Origin of the sequence: Streptomyces sp. NPDC059008 (assembly GCF_042749045.1) — a bacterium.
In the GTDB taxonomy this organism is placed as follows: Bacteria; Actinomycetota; Actinomycetes; order Streptomycetales; family Streptomycetaceae; genus Streptomyces.
The window spans coordinates 39,083-54,504 of record NZ_JBHYJC010000032.1; the positions used below are offsets into that span (position 1 = coordinate 39,083).

Annotated in this window: 13 protein-coding genes; 9 read left to right on the forward strand and 4 right to left on the reverse strand. The window is 72.2% G+C overall.

From position 1 onward, the window contains the following. The first annotated feature begins 54 nt into the window (after window positions 1-54). From ACFWZH_RS28915 to ACFWZH_RS28935, 5 genes are all read left to right on the forward strand, one after another. Window positions 55-1,383 (forward strand): ABC transporter substrate-binding protein, encoded by a 1,329-nt coding sequence (locus tag ACFWZH_RS28915; protein WP_384437500.1) that lies wholly within the window; start codon window positions 55-57, stop codon window positions 1,381-1,383. Beyond that, on the forward strand, window positions 1,380-2,360 hold the full coding sequence (locus ACFWZH_RS28920) for a carbohydrate ABC transporter permease (protein WP_384437504.1): 981 nt from the start codon (window positions 1,380-1,382) through the stop codon (window positions 2,358-2,360). Before ACFWZH_RS28915 ends, ACFWZH_RS28920 begins: the two co-directional genes overlap by 4 nt. Then, window positions 2,357-3,205 (forward strand): carbohydrate ABC transporter permease, encoded by an 849-nt coding sequence (locus tag ACFWZH_RS28925; protein WP_384437507.1) that lies wholly within the window; start codon window positions 2,357-2,359, stop codon window positions 3,203-3,205. Before ACFWZH_RS28920 ends, ACFWZH_RS28925 begins: the two co-directional genes overlap by 4 nt. Window positions 3,206-3,276: 71 nt before the next feature. Further along, entirely contained in the window at window positions 3,277-4,008 is a 732-nt protein-coding gene (gene npdG, locus ACFWZH_RS28930) for an NADPH-dependent F420 reductase (protein ID WP_384437510.1), read from the forward strand. A gap of 98 nt (window positions 4,009-4,106) precedes the next feature. Beyond that, window positions 4,107-4,313, forward strand: coding sequence for a hypothetical protein (locus ACFWZH_RS28935; RefSeq protein WP_384437513.1), 207 nt, complete (start codon window positions 4,107-4,109; stop codon window positions 4,311-4,313). A gap of 9 nt (window positions 4,314-4,322) precedes the next feature. Here ACFWZH_RS28935 and ACFWZH_RS28940 read toward each other — a convergent pair whose 3' ends face one another. Next, entirely contained in the window at window positions 4,323-5,123 is an 801-nt protein-coding gene (locus tag ACFWZH_RS28940) for a site-2 protease family protein (RefSeq protein WP_384437516.1), read from the reverse strand. Window positions 5,124-5,284: 161 nt separating this feature from the next. On the opposite strand from ACFWZH_RS28940, the gene ACFWZH_RS28945 reads away from it, so the two are divergent. Then, on the forward strand, window positions 5,285-8,653 hold the full coding sequence (locus ACFWZH_RS28945; RefSeq protein ID WP_384437614.1) for a BTAD domain-containing putative transcriptional regulator: 3,369 nt from the start codon (window positions 5,285-5,287) through the stop codon (window positions 8,651-8,653). Between the two features lie 52 nt (window positions 8,654-8,705). On the opposite strand, the gene ACFWZH_RS28950 is transcribed toward ACFWZH_RS28945, so the two are convergent. The 3 genes from ACFWZH_RS28950 to panB form a co-directional block, all read right to left on the reverse strand. Then, complete coding sequence (locus tag ACFWZH_RS28950) at window positions 8,706-9,536, reverse strand: ABC transporter permease (protein WP_384437519.1); 831 nt, start codon at window positions 9,534-9,536, stop codon at window positions 8,706-8,708. Continuing rightward, on the reverse strand, window positions 9,533-10,555 hold the full coding sequence (locus ACFWZH_RS28955) for an ATP-binding cassette domain-containing protein (protein ID WP_384437521.1): 1,023 nt from the start codon (window positions 10,553-10,555) through the stop codon (window positions 9,533-9,535). Before ACFWZH_RS28955 ends, ACFWZH_RS28950 begins: the two co-directional genes overlap by 4 nt. Window positions 10,556-10,739: 184 nt before the next feature. Continuing rightward, window positions 10,740-11,645, reverse strand: a complete 906-nt coding sequence (panB, locus tag ACFWZH_RS28960; RefSeq protein WP_384437524.1) for a 3-methyl-2-oxobutanoate hydroxymethyltransferase — start codon at window positions 11,643-11,645, stop codon at window positions 10,740-10,742. Window positions 11,646-11,848: 203 nt separating this feature from the next. On the opposite strand from panB, the gene ACFWZH_RS28965 reads away from it, so the two are divergent. From ACFWZH_RS28965 to ACFWZH_RS28975, 3 genes are all read left to right on the forward strand, one after another. Then, on the forward strand, window positions 11,849-13,474 hold the full coding sequence (locus ACFWZH_RS28965) for an MFS transporter (protein ID WP_384437527.1): 1,626 nt from the start codon (window positions 11,849-11,851) through the stop codon (window positions 13,472-13,474). Then, on the forward strand, window positions 13,471-14,133 hold the full coding sequence (locus ACFWZH_RS28970) for a TetR/AcrR family transcriptional regulator (protein ID WP_384437530.1): 663 nt from the start codon (window positions 13,471-13,473) through the stop codon (window positions 14,131-14,133). Before ACFWZH_RS28965 ends, ACFWZH_RS28970 begins: the two co-directional genes overlap by 4 nt. Window positions 14,134-14,383: 250 nt before the next feature. Continuing rightward, window positions 14,384-15,388, forward strand: a complete 1,005-nt coding sequence (locus ACFWZH_RS28975; RefSeq protein WP_384437616.1) for an endonuclease/exonuclease/phosphatase family protein — start codon at window positions 14,384-14,386, stop codon at window positions 15,386-15,388. Window positions 15,389-15,422: the final 34 nt, after the last annotated feature.

Consider the following 15,422-nt stretch of genomic DNA (forward strand, 5'->3'; position numbering starts at 1 on the left):
CTTCAGCGCGTACTCGACGATCACCTTCCGCCGCATCCCCGTGGAGGAGCCGACATGACCAGCAACCCCGTGCACCGCAGAACGGTCCTGGGCGGGGCGGCCGCCCTCGTAGCCGGTTTCGCGCTCGCCGGCTGCGGCGACGGCGACGACGGCCCGGAACCCGAGGAACGCAGGAAGGGGCAGAAGATCGAGCTGACCTTCTGGTCCTGGGTGCCGGGCATCGACAAGCCCGTCGACCGGTGGAACCGCGAGAACCCCGAGGTCCAGGTCAAGGTCGAGAAGGTGTCGGCCGTCAACGGCGAGCAGTACGCGAAGATGCACGCCGCCATCAAGGCCGGCAACCCGCCCGACCTGGGACAGATCGAGTTCCCGGTCGTCCCCAGCTTCCTGCTCGACAACGGGCTGCTGGACCTCGCCCCGCTCGGCGCCGCCCGCCACAAGGGGAAGTTCTTCGGCTGGCAGTGGCAGCAGTCCGTCTTCGGCAAGGGGGTCTACGCCATCCCGCAGGCGTCCGGGCCGATGGGCCTGTTCGTACGGCAGGACCTGTTCGACGAGTGGGGCGTACGGACCCCCGGGACATGGGACGAGTACGAGAGCGCCGCCAAGGCCGTCCGCAAGAAGGGCGCCTGGATCGAGACCTTCGCCCCCACCAACGGCAACCGCTTCGCCGGCCTCGCCTGGCAGGCCGGCGCCAAGTGGTACGCGGCCGACGGGGACACCTGGATCGTCGGCATCGACGACGAACCCACCCGCAAGGTCGCCGACTACTGGGAGTCGCTGGTCAGGCGGAAGCTCGTCAAGACCATCCCGGACCGGCAGAACGCCTGGTACAAGGACCTCCAGACGGGGGCCGTCGCGGCCTGGCTGGGCGCCAGTTGGGGCGATGCGCTGCTGTCCGGCAACGCGCCGGGCACCAAGGGCAAGTGGCGGGCCGCGCCGATGCCGCAGTGGAAGGCCGGCGAGAAGGTCTTCGCCAACTGGGGCGGCTCGACCACCGCCGTCTTCGCCAAGGCGCGCTACCCCAAGGACGCCCTGGACTTCGCGGTCTGGCTCAACACCGACCCCGAGTCGATCGCGCTGCTGATCGACGGCGGCTACGGCTTCCCCAGCGCCAAGAAGGGCTACGCCACCGCCGACCTCGACGTCGACAAGCCCTTCTTCGGCGGCCAGGCGTACAGCAGGATCTTCGCGGACGCCGGTGCGCACGTCGACACCAGCTGGCGCTGGGGACCCGGCGTGGACACCCTCTACCAGCGGCTCGGCGACGCCTTCACCGACGCGCTCGCCGACGGCGGCTCCTTCCGCGCCGTGCTGAAGAAGGTGCAGGGCCAGACCCTCGCCGACCTCAAGGGCAAGGGCCTGAAGGTGGAGAGCGGCGGGTGAGCCGGGACACGCTCGGCAGGGCGGAGCCGGTCGCCGCCCCGCGGCCGGTCCCGCTGCGACGTCCGCGCCGGGCCTCGCGGACCGAGGCCCGCAACGCCCGGGCCGCGGCCGGCTTCGTCCTGCCCTTCCTCGCCGTCTTCGCCCTCTGCTTCCTCGCCCCGATCGGCTACGCGCTCTACCAGAGCCTGCACCGGACCGAACGCACCGGTCCGCTCGGCCTCGGCGGCCGGGAGCACGAGGCGTTCGCCGGTCTCGACAACTACGCCCACGCGCTGTCCGACGACCGGTTCCTGACCGGCTTCGGCCGGGTGCTGCTCTTCGGCGCCGTGCAGATCCCGCTGATGATCGTGCTCGCCACCGCCCTCGCGCTGCTCCTGGAGAGCGCCGCCGCGCGCTGGGTGCCGTTCTTCCGCAGCGCCTTCTTCCTGCCGTACGGCGTGCCCGGCGTCATCGCCTCGATCCTGTGGGGGTTCCTCTACGTCCCCGGCATCAGCCCGCTGGTGAAGATCGCCGACTCGCTCGGCTGGCAGGTGGACTTCCTCTCCCGCGGCACCGTGCTGTGGGCCATCGCCAACATCGTCACCTGGCAGTTCACCGGCTACAACATGCTGGTGCTGATCGCCCAGCTCAAGGCCGTACCGGGCGAGCTGTACGAGGCGGCGCGGATCGACGGCGCGAGCGCCTGGCAGGTCGCCCGGCACATCAAGATCCCGCTGATCCGGCCGGCGCTCGTGCTCACCACCGTCTTCAGCATCATCGGCACCCTCCAGCTGTTCGCCGAGCCGATGGTGCTGCGCCCGCTGGCCTCCTCCATCGACTCCGGTTTCACCCCCAACCTGCACGCCTACAGCGAGGCGTTCGTCGGCAACAACCAGCATGTGGCGGCGGCGGAGGCGGTGCTGCTCGCACTGGTGGCGTGCGTGCTGTCCTTCGGCTTCCTGCGGCTGGTCGGCGGGCGCGCGAAGGAGGGCGGATGAACCGGCCCCCGGTCCGCCACCGGATCATCACCGCCTCGCTGCTGACCCTCGCCGCGATCTACTTCCTGGTGCCCGTCTACTGGCTGACCGTCTCCACCACCAAGAACAGCGCCGACCTCTTCGGCACCTTCGGCTTCTGGTTCTCCGACCGTCCACGGCCCCTGGACCACCTCCTCGACGTCCTCACCTACGACCACGGGATCTACGCCCGCTGGTTCGCCAACTCCCTGCTCTACGCCGGGATCGGCGCGGTCTGCGCCACCCTGCTGTCCGCCGCGGCCGGCTACGCGCTGGCCAAGTTCCCCTTCCGCGGCCGGGAAGCGGTCTTCAACGTCGTCCTCGCCGGGGTGCTGATCCCCGGCACCGCGCTCGCCCTCCCGCTCTACTTCCTCTTCAGCGCGATGGGACTGGCCAACACCTTCTGGGCGGTGCTGATCCCCAGCGCGGTCAGCCCCTTCGGCGTCTACCTCTGCCGGATCTACGCGGCCGCCGCCGTCCCCGACTCGCTCCTGGAAGCGGCGCGGATCGACGGCGCGGGCGAGGCGAGGATCTTCGGCGGGCTCGGGCTGCGGCTGATGACCCCCGCGCTGGTCACCGTCTTCCTCTTCCAGTTCGTGCACATCTGGAACAACTACTTCCTGCCGCTGGTGATGCTCTCCGACTCCGACCTCTATCCGATCCAGCTGGGCCTGACCTCCTGGACCGGTTACGCCGACCGCCAACCGGTGCTCTACCAGTACACGGTCGGCGGCGCGTTCTTGTCCGTGGTGCCGCTGATGGTGCTGATGACGGTGCTCCAGCGCTACTGGCGGACGGGGCTGACCGAGGGCAGCGTGAAGTCGTGACCGCCGTGCGGGCGACGCGGCACCGGTGGCCGTCACCCCGCACGACGTAACGGCGTGACAGGATCGCTGTCATGACTACTTCCGACGCTGCGCAGTCCCCGAATGCCGCGACCCGTGCGAAGGCCGCCCTCCAGCGCGACCCCTGGGACCTCCCGGACGTCTCCGGCCTCGTGGTCGGAGTCCTCGGCGGCACCGGCGACCAGGGCCGCGGCCTGGCCTACCGACTCGCCGTGGCCGGCCAGAAGGTGATCATCGGCTCCCGGGCCGCCGAGCGCGCACAGACCGCCGCCGACGAGCTCGGCCTGGGCATCGAGGGTGCCGAGAACGCCGAGTGCGCCCGCCGCAGCGACGTGGTGATCGTGGCCGTTCCCTGGGAGGGCCACGCCAAGACGCTCACGGCCCTGCGCGAGCCGCTGGCCGGCAAGCTCGTCGTCGACTGCGTCAACCCGCTGGGCTTCGACAAGAAGGGCGCCTACGCGCTCAAGCCGGAGGAGGGCAGCGCCGCCGAACAGGCCGCCGCCCTGCTGCCCGACTCCCGGGTCACCGCGGCCTTCCACCATCTGTCCGCGGTGCTGCTGCAGGACCCCGCGACCGAGCGGATCGACACCGATGTGATGGTGCTCGGCGAGTCCCGCGCCGACACCGACCTGGTGCAGGCGCTGGCCGCCCGTATCCCCGGAATGCGCGGGGTCTTCGCCGGCCGGTTGCGCAACGCCCACCAGGTCGAGTCGCTGGTCGCCAACCTGATCTCGGTCAACCGCCGCTACAAGGCGCACGCGGGCCTGCGGGTCACCGACGTGTGACCCCCTGCCGAGCGGGGGCGGGTGGGGCGGGCTTCGGCGTCCCGGGGCATGGGGGACACTGGGAGGGATCGTGTGACCCCTCACCCAGGAGCCGACCCATGGCCCTCTTGCCCCCGCCCAGCCCGGCCCGGCGACTCGCCCTCATGGCCCTCGTCGTGTGCGTCCTCGCCGTCGCCGCGGCCGTCGTCTCCTTCGTGCAGGGCAGCTTCATCGGCATCGTCTGGGTCCTGCTGGCCGGTATCTCCAGCAACATGGCGTGGTTCTACGTGCGCAAGACGAAGCTGGAGCAGGCGCAGCGGGCCTGAGGACCCCGCTCAGGCCCCCGACGGCAGCAGCTGCGGCTCGCCCTGCCAGAAGCGGAAGAACTCCTGGCCCAGGTAGGTGTCGAGCTGCGAGACGCCCAGGCCGCGCAGGATCGCGTCGACGAGGTCGAAGAACACGTGGTTGACCTCCGGGACCCACAGCAGCCCGAAGACCGCCAGCAGCCCGAACGGCGCGAACGGCTCCACCTGCCGCCGCAGCTTCAGCGGCAGCCACGGTTCGAGTACGCCGTAGCCGTCGAGGCCGGGCACCGGCACGAAGTTCAAGATCGCGGCCGTCACCTGGAGCAGCGCGAGGAACGCCAGCGCGAAGCGGAAGGTGGCGGGCACGCCCGACAGCCCGCCCAGCCAGAACGGCGCCGTGCACACCGCCGCGAACACCACGTTCGTCAGCGGTCCGGCCGCCGAGATCAGGCTGTGCCGCCAGCGGCCCCGGATCCGGCCGCGCTCGATGAACACCGCGCCGCCCGGCAGCCCGATCCCGCCCATGATCACGAAGATCACCGGCAGCACGATGCTCAGCAGCGCATGGGTGTACTTCAGCGGGTTCAGCGTCAGATAGCCCTTGGCCTCGACCGAGATGTCGCCGCTGTGCAGGGCGGTGCGGGCGTGCGCGTACTCGTGCAGGCACAGCGAGACCACCCAGCCGGACACCACGAACAAGAAGACCGCGAAGCCGGTGTTCGCGGCGAGGGTGCCGCTCCACACGGCCCACCCCGACACCGCCAGGACGGCGGCGAGCGCCAGGAAGACCGGGCTGACGCGGCGGTCGGCGGGCCGGATTGCTGTGGTCATGGTGCGGGCTCCCGAGAGTGTGGTGAGGGGCGGCCACGACCGTAACCGGACCACGGCGGGTCCCCCCAAGCGGCGTCGATACCCCGGCCCCTCCCCGGGACGCTGCCGGGGAAACGAAAACCGGTGGCGAAGGAGTTCCGTCCTTGGACGACAATGGCGTGGTGCGCTACGGAATTCTCGGCACCACCCAGGCCGACCGGGCCGACGGTACCCCCGTCCCCCTCGGCGGCGCACGCCTGCGCGCGCTGCTCGCCGCCCTCGCGCTGCGCCCCGGCCGCGCGCTCTCCCCGGACGTGCTGATCGCCGACGTCTGGGGCGCCGACCCGCCCGCCGACACGGCCGGCGCGCTGCAGGCGCTGGTCGGCCGGTTGCGCCGGGCCCTGGGACGCGCCGCCATCGCCTCGGTCGACGGCGGCTACCGACTGTGCGCCGAGCCCGACGCCGTCGACCTGCACCGCTTCGAGCGGCTCACCGCGGACGGCGGCCGGGCGCTCGCCGACGCGGACCCGTCCCGGGCCGCCGCCCTGCTCGACGAGGCGCTGGCGCTCTGGCGCGGCCCGGCCCTCGCCGACCTCCCGGACGCGCGGGTGGAGGCGGCCCGTGCGGAGAGCCGCCGCCTGGACGCCCAGCGCACCCGCCTCGCCGCGGACCTCGCCCTCGGCCGCGCCGAGCGGGCCCTGCCCACCCTCGTCGCGCTGTGCCAGGACCACCCCCTCGACGAGCCCCTCCAGGCCCTGCGGCTGCGTGCGCTGCGCGCCGCCGGCCGCACCGCACAGGCCCTGGCCGCCTACGAGGAGATACGCACCGGCCTCGCCGACCGCCTCGGCGCCGACCCGGGCCCGGAGCTGCGCGCCCTGCACGCGGAGCTGCTGACCCCCGGCCCGGAACCGACCGTGGCTCCGTCCGCAGCCCCTGCCGCCCCTGCCGCGCCCGCCGTGCCCCCCGCGGCCCCGCTCGACGCCGCACCCGCCCGCCCCGGCAACCTCCGGGCCCGGCTCACCTCCTTCGTCGGCCGGGACGCCGATCTGGCGGCGATCCGGTCCGATCTGGCAGAGCACCGGCTGGTGACGCTGCTCGGCCCCGGTGGCGCCGGCAAGACCCGGCTGTCGCAGGAGGCCGCCGAGGCCGCCGCGGCGGCGCTGCCTGAGGCCTGGCCGCACGGCGTATGGCTGGCGGAGCTGGCTCCGGTGGACGATCCGCAGACCGTGCCCGAGGCGGTGCTGACCGCGCTCGGCGCCCGCGAGACCGTCGTCCGCGGCACCACCGCCGAGGGACTGCGCGCCGCCACCGACCCGACCGCCCTGGACCCGCTCGCCCGGCTCGCCGAGCACTGCGCCGGCCGCCGGATGCTGCTCCTGCTCGACAACTGCGAGCATGTGATCGGCGCCGCCGCCGAGCTCGCCGAGCGGCTGCTGGCCCACTGCCCCGGCGTGACGGTGCTGGCCACCAGCCGCGAGCCGCTGGCCGTACCGGGCGAGGTGCTGCGGCCGGTCGAGCCGCTGCCCGACCCGGTCGCGGTGCGGCTGCTCGCCGACCGCGGGGCCGCCGCCCGCCCCGGTTTCCAGGTCGGGGCCGACGAGGAGACCGCGGCGGCCTGCGCCGAGATCTGCCGCCGCCTCGACGGGCTTCCGCTGGCCATCGAACTGGCCGCCGCCCGGCTGCGGTTGCTCTCCCCGCGGCAGCTGGCCGACCGGCTCGACGACCGCTTCCGCCTGCTGACCAGCGGCAGCCGTACCCTGCTGCCCCGGCAGCAGACGCTGCGCGCGGTGGTGGACTGGTCCTGGGACCTGACCGACGAGCCCGAGCGGGCGGTACTGCGCCGGCTGTCCGTCTTCGCCGGCGGCTGTGACCTCGCCGCGGCCGAGGAGGTCTGCGCGGGCGACGGCGTCGAGGGGTACGAGGTGGCCGGGCTGCTCGGCTCGCTGATCGACAAGTCGCTGGTGGTGGCGGCGCCGGCCGGCCGGGGCAGCGAGGAGCAGATGCGCTACCGACTGCTGGAGACGGTGGGGGAGTACGCCGGTGAGCGGCTGGACGAGGCGGGCGAGCGGGCCGGGGCGGAGCGTCGGCACCTCGTCGCCTACCGCGAACTGGCCCGCACCAGTGACCCGTTGCTGCGCGGGCCCCGGCAGCGTCCCTGCATGGAGCGGCTGGAGCTGGAGCACGACAATCTGCGCACCGCGCTGCGCCGTGCCATCGCGGCCGGTGACGAGCACGAGGCGCTGTGCCTGGTGCTGTCCCTGTTCTGGTTCTGGTCGCTGCGCGATCACCGCAGCGACGCCCGCCACTGGGCCACCGCGGCCGCCGCGCTCGGCCCCAACCCCTTTCTCCACCCCGTCGAACCGGCGCCCGAGCTGCACGAGACGCCCATCGACCAGCCGCCGCCGATGGACCCCGAGCAGCTGACGGAGGCCCGCCGCGAGGTCCGTCTGGTCGCGCTGTCCAGCCTGGACAGCGACATCCAGGCCCTGCGCGACCCGGCGATGCAGGAGGAACTGGCCGGCGTCCTCACCGCGTACCGCGCCGGTCTGCCGCAGACCTGCCGGGTGCCCGGTGTGATGTGGCACTACGCGGTGCTGCTGACCGGGCAGCTCGACCAGCTGGCGGAGCTGGTCGACAGCGGGGTGCGGGCCTGCCGCGACCGGGGCTACGCATGGGAGCTGGCGTATGTCCTGCAGCTGCGCGCCAAGATCTTCAACGACCATGCGGGCGGGCTGCCCCAGGCGGCGCGGGACGCCGACGAGGCGCTGCGGATCTTCCTCCGGGTCGGCGACGCCTGGGGCGCGGCCGAGGCGCTGTCGGGGCGCGCCGAGACCCATGAGAAGCGCGGCGCCTACGAGCTCGCGGCGAGCGACTACCGGGCGGCGATGGTGCACGCCGAGGAGGTGGGCGCCCACGGCCAGACCCTGCTGCTGCGCGGCCGGCTGGGCGCCGTACTGATCGAGGACGGCCAGGGCGAGACCGGCGAGCGGATGCTGCGCGAGGTGCTGGCCGAGACCGCGAAGGGCAACAGCGGCCGGGACACCGAGCCGTTCGCGCGGCTGTCGCTGGCCATGCGGCTGTCCATGACGGGCCGGTTCCAGGAGGCGCGCGAGGAGTTGCTCACGGTGCGGGAGCTGTTCACTTCCCGCGCCCCGGACATGTTCGTCGGGCTCCTGGAGGCGTCGCTGGTCTCGGTGGATCTGGAGGAGGGCCTGACCGAGGGGCTGCTGCCGAGGTTCCGCAAGGCCTTGGAGATGATGCAGGAGCCCTTGGCGCGGATGGTCGCCCCGGATCTGCCCGTACTCCAACTCCTCGGCGGCGCACGGGTGTTGATGGCTGTGCACGGTGAACGGGCGGGCCGGGACGCGGCGCGTCTGGTGGGTGCGTACGACGCGCTGCGGGTCGTCGACCATGTCCCGGCGCTGATCATCCGCGACGACCGGGCCCGTACCGAGGCGGCGGCCCGGGCGCTGCTGGGCGATGGCGCCTATGACGCCGCGTACGCCGAAGGCGGTGGCCTCTCCCTCGAAGAGGCCACCGCTCTCATCTGACGCGAGCCGGGCGAATGGCCGTCCTACGGGGGAGCCCCCCGTAGGACGCGCGTCAGGTCTTCTTGCGGAACTTCGCCACCGCGAGCGGCATCGTGATCGCCGTGATGGCGACCGCCCAGGCGAGGGTGACCACGGTCGGGTGCGCCACCGCGCCCTGGCCGTTGATCAGCGCGCGGGCCGCGTCCGCCAGGTTGGACAGCGGATTGACGTCGGTGAACCCCTTCAGCCAGCCGGGCATGTCCTTGGTCGGCGCGAAGATCGACGAGCCGAACTGCAGCGGCATCAGCACCATCATCGCCACGCCCTGCACCGCCTGCGGGGTCTTCATGGCGAGACCCAGCAGGATGAAGATCCACATCAGGGCGGCGCCGAAGGCCGTGGACAGCACGATCGCGCCGGCGAACTCCAGCAGGCTGCCGTGGACTTCGAGGCCGATCAGGAAGCCCATGCCCAGCAGGATCGCGGTGGCGATCAGCATCCGGCCGATCTCGACCACGATCTTGGCTATCAGGACCGAGGACCGGGCTATCGGCATGGTCCGGAAGCGGTCCATCACGCCCTTGCGGAAGTCCTCGTTGACGCCCGTGCCCACCGCCATGGCGATGTTCATGCCCATCATCGCCATCATGCCGGGCACCAGATACTGGACGTACTGCTGTTGGTTGCCCTTGCCGAACATCGCGCCGCCGAAGACGTACACGAACAGCAGGATGAAGATGACCGGCATCAGCAGGACGTCGAACATCGACTCGGGGTCCTGCTTGATCTGCAGGGCGTTGCGCCGCACCAGCGCGCCGATGTGCCGCAGATTGGCCCGCAGGCCGATCCGGCCCTCGTCGGCGCCGGGCTTGGCGAGCGGCGCCGTGATCGTCGCGGCACTCATGCCGACACCTCCGCGTAACTCCGGTCCATGACGTCTTCGGCGGCCTCCGAGGTCTTCTGGCCCGTGATGGCCAGGAACACCTCGTCCAGGCTGGGCAGATGGGTGGATATCCCGGCGAGCGCGAAGCCCCGCTGGCCGAGCACGTTGACCACCGCCGTCAGCTGTTCGTCGCTGATGATCGGGACGTTGACCACACCCCCGTCGTGGTCAGCGGTCGCGCCCGCGATGCCGTCCAGCCCGGCCTGGGCGATGGCGCCGACCATCCGGTCCAGCTCGCCGGGGTCCGAGGGCCGGATCTGCAGGGTCCGCCCGCCGACCTTGGCCTTCAGCTCGTCGACCCGGCCCTCGGCGATCACCCGGCCGCGGTCGATGACCGTCAGCTCGTCGGCCAACTGCTCGGCCTCTTCCATGTACTGGGTCGTCAGCAGCACCGTCGCGCCCTCGCGGACCATCCGCTGGACCTCCTCCCACACCTCGTTGCGGGTGCGGGGGTCCAGGCCGGTGGTCGGCTCGTCCAGATACAGGACGGCCGGGCGGCCGATCATCGAGGCGGCGAGGTCCAGCCGGCGGCGCATACCGCCGGAGTACTTGGCCGCGGGCCGCTTGGCGGCCTCGGTCAGCGAGAACCGCTCCAGCATCTCGTCCGCGCGGCCGCGGGCGTCCTTGCGGGACAGATCGAGCAGCCGCCCGATCATGTAGAGGTTCTCCCAGCCGGAGAGCTTCTCGTCGACCGAGGCGTACTGCCCGGTCAGGCCGATCGTGCGGCGCAGCGCGCGGGGCTGGCGCACCACGTCGAAGCCGGCCACGACGGCGCGGCCGGCGTCCGGCACCAGGAGGGTGGACAGGCAGCGCACGAGCGTCGTCTTGCCGGCGCCATTGGGGCCGAGCACGCCGAGCACGGTGCCTTCCTTCACGTCCAGGTCCACCCCGTCGACGGCCTTGACGTCGCCGAAGTGCTTGACCAGACCGCGCACCTCCACGGCGTTGCCGCCCCTGGTGGTTATCGTCTGTCGCGTCATGCCCTCAAAGATGCCAGCGGCCACTGACAACCCGCCGACAGACCGCCGACACCGCGGACAGACCGCCGACACCGCGGACGGGCCGCCGACGGCCGCACCGGCGGACCGGGCGGGGCACTACGGCGACGGCGGCCGGAACGCGAGGTTCCGGCCGCCGGGCCGATCGTTGCGGAGGAAGGCGTGCCTAGTGGAAGGTGTGCTCCTCGGCGGGGAACGCACCGCCGACGACCTCCTGCGCGAACTCCTTCGCCGCACCGCCGAGCAGCTCCCGCATGTTCAGGTACTGCTTGACGAACTTCGGCACCCGGCCCGCGGTCATACCGGCCATGTCGGTCCACACCAGCACCTGCGCGTCGCAGTCCAGGCCCGCGCCGATGCCGACGGTCGGGATGTGCAGGGAACGGGTGACCTCGGCGGCCAGCTCGGCCGGGACGGCCTCCAGGACGACCGCGAACGCCCCCGCGTCCTGCACCGCCTTGGCATCGCGCAGCAGCTGCTGCGCGGCCTCCTCGCCGCGGCCCTGTACGGGGTAGCCGCCGTAGGCGTTGACCGACTGCGGGGTCAGCCCGACGTGCGCCATCACCGGAATGCCCGACGAGACCAGCAGCTCCACCTGGTCCGCGGAGCGCTCACCGCCCTCCAGCTTGACGGCGCCGACGCCCGCCTCCTTCACCAGCCGGGTGGCGCTGCGCAGAGCCTGGACCGGCCCTTCCTGATACGAGCCGAACGGCAGATCGCCGACGACCAGGCTGCGCTTGGTGCCCCGGACGACCGCGGCGGACAGCAGGGTGATCTCGTCCATGGTGACCGGGACGGTGGACTCGTAGCCGAGGTGGCAGTTGCCCATCGAGTCGCCGACGAGCAGGACCGGGATCCCGGCCTCGTCGAAGACGGAGGCGGTCATCGCGTCGTAGGCGGTGAGCATCGGCCACTTCTCGCCGCGCTCCTTGGCGGCGGCGATGTCGCGGACGGTGATCCGGCGCGAGCCGGTGCCTCCGTACAGCGACTTGCTGCGCTCCGAAGCGGGCTTCGCGGTGGACCCCGGGGTAGCCCCGGCGGCCGGCTCGGGAGCAGGCGAAAGCTGCGTCATGGTGACGGCTCCTGTTCGTCATCTCGAGGCACCCTGACGGTGTCCCCGGACTCCCCACCATGCTGGCACGGCCCGCACGCAAAGGAAAAGGGAGGGGCACGGCAGCCTCCTGCCACCGGCCGGCCGCGCCGGGAGCCACGCCGGGCGACCCGGCTCTTTTCGATACGGAACGGCCCCGTATCGAAATGCGTTAGGGTGTCGCCATGGCCACCTCATCCACCCCATCCGCCCCGGGGGAACCACCCGCCCGGCAGGTCCCCGACCGCATCCACCGCCGCCGCTGGGCGATCCTGTGCACGCTGATGCTCAGCCTGCTGATCGTGGTGCTGGACAACTCCATCCTCAACGTCGCCATGAAGACGATCGCCACGCCCGCGCCCACCGGCCTCGGCGCCACCCAGAGCGAGCTGGAGTGGGCGATCAACGCCTACACGCTGGTCTTCGCCGGGCTGCTGTTCACCTCCGGCCTGCTCGGCGACCGCCTCGGACGCAAGAAGGTGCTGCTCTTCGGCCTGGTGGTCTTCGGCGCAGGCTCGGTGCTCGCCGCGTTCGCCGGCTCCCCCACCCAGCTGATCGTCTTCCGCGCCCTGATGGGCCTGGGCGGCGCGTTCGTGATGCCGGCCACCCTCGCCGTCCTGATGAACGTCTTCGAGCGCGAGGAGCAGCCGCGGGCGATCGGCGTGTGGGCCGGCGGCGTGGGCCTGGCCATCGCCATCGGACCGATCGCCGGCGGTCTGCTGCTGGACCACTTCTGGTGGGGCTCGGTCTTCCTCGTCAACGTCCCCATCGTGCTGATCGCGCTGGTCGCGATGGTGATCCTGGTACCCGACTCCAAGGACCCCAGCCCCGGACGGCTGGACCCGGTCGGGGTGCTGCTGTCCGTCGTCGGCCTGGTCCTGCTGGTCTACGGGATCATCAAGGGCGGCCAGCTCGCCGACTTCACCGACCCCCAGGTGTTCGGCACGATCGCCGGCGGCCTCGCCGTGCTGGCGGTGTTCGTACTGCACCAGAAGCGCAGCGACCACCCCTCCATCGACATCGGCTACTTCCGCCGGCCCGCGTTCTCCGCGGCCATCGCCGCCATCGCCCTGGTCTTCTTCGCGCTCATGGGCGTCACGTTCTTCATCGTCTTCTACGTCCAGAGCGTGCGCGGCTACACCCCGTTCCAGTCCGGCCTGCTGCTCCTCCCGCTGGCCGCGGCCCAGCTGATCTTCGCGCCGCGGGCCCGGCTCGCGGTGGACCGCTACGGCGCCCGCGCGGTGTGCACCGCCAGCATGCTCGCGGTGGCCGCCACGATGGCGGGCCTGCTGCTGATGGACACCGACACCCCGATGTGGGTGATGGAGGTGCTGTTCTTCCTCCAGGGCGCCGGTATGGCGCACATCATGCCGCCGGTCACCGTCGCGATCATGCAGTCGCTGCCGCGCGAGAAGGCCGGCTCCGGCTCGGCGCTCAACAACGTCTTCCGGCAGGTCGGCGGCACCCTCGGCGTCGCGGTCCTCGGCTCGCTGCTGTCCACGACCTACCGCGACGGCATCCAGCACAAGCTCGACGCCCTGCCAGGTGTGCCCGCCGGCGCCCGGCACGCGGCCGGCGAGTCCATCGAGGCCACCCTCGGCCTCGCGGACCGGATGGGCCCCGCGGGCCGGCCGCTGGTCACCGCCGCCCACGACGCCTTCGTCCACGCCATACACGTCACCGCCCTCGGCTCGGCCGCCGTCTCGGTGATCGGTGCCCTGGTCGTGCTGGCCTTCCTGCCGGGCAAAATGGGACCGGCGCCGCGGTCGGCGGAGCCGCAGGACGAGCGGAAGGCGGGCGCAGCGCGATGACCCGGGCGGCGCAGGACCCCGAGGCGACGGCGGACCGGGCGGGGCCGGGGCCGGCGACCGCCGGGCGGCGCGGGCGGCCGCGCAGCGCCGAGGCCGACTCCGCCATCATCGAGGCGGTGCTGCGCCTGCTGGAGGACGGCGTCTCCATAGGCGAGTTGTCCATGGAGCGGATCGCCCGCGAGGCCGGCGTCGGCAAGGCCACGGTCTACCGCCGCTGGCCCGGCAAGAGCGCCCTGATGCTGGACGTCATGCGCTCGCTGGACGCCCAGAGCCCCCGGCTGCCGGGCGATTCGGTACGCGACGACCTGGTCTGCCTGCTGGAGTTCCTGCGCCGCCGGGGGCTGGCCAAGCGCAACTCGGCGCTGCTGCGCACCCTCGTCAGCCATGTCCAGGCCCAGCCCGAGCTGTGGGCCGAGTACCACGACACCGTCGTCCGGGCCCGCCACGAGGCGCTGCTCGGCGTCCTGCGGCGCGGTGTGGCCAACGGCGAGATCCGTGCCGACCGCGATCTGGAGACCGTCGCCGACCTCTTCGTCGGCCCGATGCTGGCCCGCGCCATGCTCCATGAGCACAAGGAACTGCCCGAAGGGCTCGCCGAGGACATCGTCGACATGGTCCTGGAGGGGGTACGGCCCGGTCCCCGGGCCGCGGCGGGCTGAACCCGCCCGAACCTCGCGCGAACACCGCCGCGAAGGACGCTCATATGACCGGATCATGCCCGTTGTGTCACAGCATCCGTCACGAACCCCGGGACCGGAACCCCGACCCGCCGTCGCGCCGTCCTCACATCCAAGAAGGCGCACCACGTATCTAAGAAAGTGCGTTACGGCGATCGCCTAGGGTCGTGGACCACAGGCGACGTGCGCACCGGAGCAAGGCAGTGAGGACAGCTACATGGCGCAGGCATACATGACGGAGCCGGGACAGGGGCAGGGCCCCGAGCGGGCCGCTTCCCGGGCCGAACGCCTGCGGAACTGGTGGCGCCCGGAAGGGATGTGGCGGCGCGGCATCGTGCTCGCGGTACTCGCCGTGCTGCTCGGGCTGCTGATGATCCTGCACGCCCGGATCCCCAACGCCGTGGGAAACCTGGGCAGTCTGCTGGAGACGTTCCTGCCGTGGCTGGGCCTGTGCATCCCGCTGCTGCTGCTCGCCGCGGTCCTGCGGCGCTCCACGACGGCGCTGATCGCCCTCGTCCTGCCGGTCTTCGCGTGGTTCAACCTCTTCGGCGGGCAGATCACCGACAAGGCGGGCACCGGCGGCAATCTCACCGTCGTCACCCACAACGTCGACGCCGGCAACCCCGACCCGGCGGCCACCGCCAAGGACATCGTGGCGTCCGGCGCCGACGTGGTGGCCCTGGAGGAGCTGACCGGCGAGGCGCTGCCCACCTACCGCCAGGGGCTGGCGAAGGCGTACCCGTACCACACCGTGCAGGGCACCGTCGGCCTGTGGAGCAAGCGCCCGCTGTCCGACGCCCGGCCGGTGGACATCAAGATGGGCTGGACCCGCGCGCTGCGCGCCACCGTCACCGCCGCCGACGGTCAGCGGTTCGGCGTCTACGTCGCGCATCTGCCGTCGGTGCGGGTCAAGGTCGAGGCGGGCTTCACCGCCAACCAGCGCGACGGCAGCGCCGAGGCGCTGGGTGAGGCGATCGCCGCGGACCCGGTGCGCAAGGTCATGCTGCTCGGCGACCTCAACGGGACCATGAACGACCGTTCACTCGCCCCGGTCACCTCTCAGATGCGCTCCGCGCAGGGCGCGGCCGGCGACGGGTTCGGCTTCAGCTGGCCGGCGGCGTTCCCGATGGCCCGGATCGACCAGATCATGATGAAGGGGATGGATCCGGTCAAGGCGTGGGTCATGCCGTCGACCGGCAGCGACCACCTCCCGGTCGCCGCCTCGGTCAAGATCTGACCGAGGCAGATGGGCCGACGCCGGCGGGCCTCGC

What these genes read in the sequence shown, in the direction of transcription:
- ACFWZH_RS28915 (WP_384437500.1), top strand. Translation starts at nt 55, where the DNA reads ATGACCAGCAACCCCGTGCACCGCAGAACGGTCCTGGGCGGGGCGGCC.
- ACFWZH_RS28925 (WP_384437507.1), top strand. Translation starts at nt 2,357, where the DNA reads ATGAACCGGCCCCCGGTCCGCCACCGGATCATCACCGCCTCGCTGCTG.
- npdG (WP_384437510.1), top strand. Translation starts at nt 3,277, where the DNA reads ATGACTACTTCCGACGCTGCGCAGTCCCCGAATGCCGCGACCCGTGCG.
- ACFWZH_RS28935 (WP_384437513.1), top strand. Translation starts at nt 4,107, where the DNA reads ATGGCCCTCTTGCCCCCGCCCAGCCCGGCCCGGCGACTCGCCCTCATG.
- ACFWZH_RS28940 (WP_384437516.1), bottom strand. Translation starts at nt 5,123, where the DNA reads ATGACCACAGCAATCCGGCCCGCCGACCGCCGCGTCAGCCCGGTCTTC.
- ACFWZH_RS28950 (WP_384437519.1), bottom strand. Translation starts at nt 9,536, where the DNA reads ATGAGTGCCGCGACGATCACGGCGCCGCTCGCCAAGCCCGGCGCCGAC.
- ACFWZH_RS28955 (WP_384437521.1), bottom strand. Translation starts at nt 10,555, where the DNA reads ATGACGCGACAGACGATAACCACCAGGGGCGGCAACGCCGTGGAGGTG.
- panB (WP_384437524.1), bottom strand. Translation starts at nt 11,645, where the DNA reads ATGACGCAGCTTTCGCCTGCTCCCGAGCCGGCCGCCGGGGCTACCCCG.
- ACFWZH_RS28965 (WP_384437527.1), top strand. Translation starts at nt 11,849, where the DNA reads ATGGCCACCTCATCCACCCCATCCGCCCCGGGGGAACCACCCGCCCGG.
- ACFWZH_RS28970 (WP_384437530.1), top strand. Translation starts at nt 13,471, where the DNA reads ATGACCCGGGCGGCGCAGGACCCCGAGGCGACGGCGGACCGGGCGGGG.
- ACFWZH_RS28975 (WP_384437616.1), top strand. Translation starts at nt 14,384, where the DNA reads ATGACGGAGCCGGGACAGGGGCAGGGCCCCGAGCGGGCCGCTTCCCGG.